The organism is Streptomyces sp. NPDC051051, assembly GCF_040682975.1.
Taxonomy (GTDB): domain Bacteria; phylum Actinomycetota; class Actinomycetes; order Streptomycetales; family Streptomycetaceae; genus Streptomyces.
Window position 1 is genome coordinate 1 of record NZ_JBFBCB010000130.1, and the last position, 2,969, is coordinate 2,969.

Genomic DNA, 2,969 nt, shown 5'->3' on the forward strand with positions numbered 1-2,969 from the left:
GACGGCGTCACCACCCTGGCCGCGCAGGGCGTGACCCGCTTCGTCGAACTCGGCCCCGACGCCACCCTCACCGCCCTCACCCAGAACTGCCTTCCCGACGTGTCCGGTTCACTGTTCTTGTCGGTCCTGCGCAAGGACGACCCGGAACGGCTTGCCGTCCTACGGGCCGTTGCACGCCTGCACGTCGACGGCGGTGAGGTCGACTGGACCGCGGTGCTGGGCGGCGAGGGCGTACCCGTGGTGGATCTGCCCACCTATCCCTTCCAGCGCAGCCGCTACTGGCTGGGTCCGAACGAGTCCGCCAAGGGTGCCCCGGCCGGTCCCGCCCGACCCTCTGCCGTCATCGACGCGGCCTTCTGGTCCGCCGTCGAACGACAGGACGTGACAAGTCTCGCCGCGGACCTCGACCTCACGCCGGGCACCCTCGACACGGTGGTTCCCGCCCTGTCGGACTGGTATCGGCGCCAACAGCGGCAGGCGGAACTGGACGCCCTGTGCCACGAGGTCTCCTGGAGTCCTCTGACGGGCGAGGACGAGGTGCCTGCCGCAGCCGGGGCCGCACATGTGGATCGCTGGACGGTACTGATTCCTGACGATGCGGACGCCTCGGTCAAGGCCTTGGCCGACGACCTCGTGGAAGGACTGCGCGCCCAAGGGCTGACGGTAGAGGCCGGGGAGGTCGACGCCGCCGATCCCGATGCCTGCGCCTCTTCTCTCCGGACCGTCGCGGAAGTGGGCGGAGTCAGGCACGGCATCCTTTCCTTGCTCGGTTTCTCCACGTCCACCGACGCTGTCGTAGCGACTCTCACCGCGGTCCAGGCGCTGGCCCGGAGGATTCCTGGTGCGAAGCTGTGGGCGATCACTCAGGGAGCCGTCGCCGTCGGCGGCCCGGACCGCGTCACCCGCGTCTCCCACAGTGCCGTCTGGGGGCTGGGCCGGGTGGCCGCGCTGGAACTCCCGGACCTTTGGGGCGGTTTGATCGACCTCCCCGCGCGGACGGATCAGCGTGTCTGGACGCGTCTGGTGTCGGCGCTGACACGTCTGAAGCCCGGCGAGGACCAGATCGCCCTGCGTTCCCACGGCATGTTCGGACGTCGGCTGAAGCCCGCCGCGCCGCGTACGCCCTCCGCCGGCTGGACACCGGGCGACGGCACCGTGCTCATCACCGGCGGAACAGGCGCCCTGGGGGCTCAGGTGGCACGCTGGGCCGTCCAGCGGGGCGCTCGCCGTCTCCTTCTGGTCAGCCGCCGGGGCGAACACGCGCCCGGGGCAGTGGAACTGCGTGACGAGCTGGAACAGTCCGGCGCCCGCGTGACCATGGCGGCCCTGGACGTCTCCGTACGAGAGGATCTGGCGACCCTCCTCGCCGAACATTCCGTCGACGCGGTGTTCCACACGGCCGGAACCCTGGACGACGCGACGGTCCTCACCACCGGTCCCGACCAGGTGCGGCGCGTGATGGGCCCCAAGGCCGGGGCTGCGTTGCTGTTGGACGAGCTGACCAGGGGGACCGACCTCACCGCGTTCGTCCTGTTCTCCTCCTTGGCCGGGACCGTCGGCGGTCCCGGCCAAGGCGCCTACGCGGCCGCCAACGCCGTGCTGGACGCGCTGGCCGAGCGTCGGCGGGCCGAGGGCCTGCCGGCGACGTCCCTCGCGTGGGGACCCTGGGCAGGCGCCGGAATGGCCGCGACCGCCGGCGGCAGGCGCCGCGCACAGGGGGCGGTCACCCCGCTCGATCCCGAGACCGCGGTGTCGGCGCTCGGAGCGCTGATCGAAGCCGGAGCCGCCACCCGACTGGTCGTCGCGGCCGACTGGGGCCGCTTCGTGCCGGCGTTCACCGCGGCTCGTCCCAGCGCACTCCTCGCACCGCTGTGCCCGGCATCGACGACCGCTCCGGGCCAGGCAGTCGTCCGTGCCGCCGGTACCGCCACGGACAGTTTCCGCCTCCGCGTCAACTCCCTGTCCCGTGAGGCCGCACAGCGTCTTGTCCTGGACGAGGTGTGCGAGCGTGCTGCCGCCGTCCTGGGTTACAGCGGGCCCGAACAGGTGGGCCCGGAGCGGGCGTTCCGCGATCTCGGCGTCGACTCGCTCATCGCCGTGGAACTGCGCAACGTCCTGGCGGCGGCCTGCGGCGTCGCGTTGCCGGCCACGGCCGTCTTCGACCATCCGACCCCGCAGGATCTCGCGGCTCACGTCTACGGTGAACTGCGCGAGGACACCGTGCCCGGGGAGGCGACCGTCGCCCGCCCTGCGGGCCCGGCCGACGAGCCGGTGGCGATCGTCGGGATGGCCTGCCGTTTCCCTGGGGGTGTCGACTCCCCGGAGAGTCTGTGGGCGCTGCTGGAGGAAGGGCGCGACGGCATCACCGCCTTCCCCACCGACCGCGGCTGGAGCGGCCTGACCGAGCTCTATGAACGCTACGTACGCCCGGACAACGGTGCGCCGCACTCCGACTACGTCCGTGTGGGCGGCTTCCTCGACGATGTAGCCGGGTTCGACGCGGACTTCTTCGGCATCTCTCCGCGTGAGGCGTTGGCGATGGATCCGCAGCAGCGGTTGCTGCTGGAGACCTCGTGGGAGGCGGTGGAGCGGGCGGGGCTGGATCCGCGGTCGTTGCGTGGTCGGCAGGTCGGGGTCTTCGCGGGCACCAACGGGCAGGATTATCCGGCTTTGTTGAGTAGGTCGGAGGGTGACTTCGGGGGGTATGTCGGCACGGGTGGTGCGGCGAGTGTGCTGTCGGGTCGGCTGGCTTATGTGCTGGGTCTGGAGGGCCCGGCGGTGACGGTGGACACGGCGTGCTCCTCTTCGCTGGTGGCGCTGCATCTGGCGGTGCGGTCGTTGCGGTCGGGGGAGTGTGATCTCGCGCTGGCCGGTGGTGTGACGGTGATGTCGACGCCGGGTGCGTTCGTGGAGTTCGGTCGTCAGGGTGGGTTGGCGGGGGATGGTCGGTGCAAGGCGTTCGCGGAGGG

General features: G+C 71.3%; 1 protein-coding gene. It reads left to right on the forward strand.

The genetic code is table 11. The features are described from left to right. On the forward strand, positions 1–2,969 hold a 2,969-nt coding region (locus AB0N31_RS36375), incomplete at both ends, for an SDR family NAD(P)-dependent oxidoreductase (protein ID WP_366062818.1).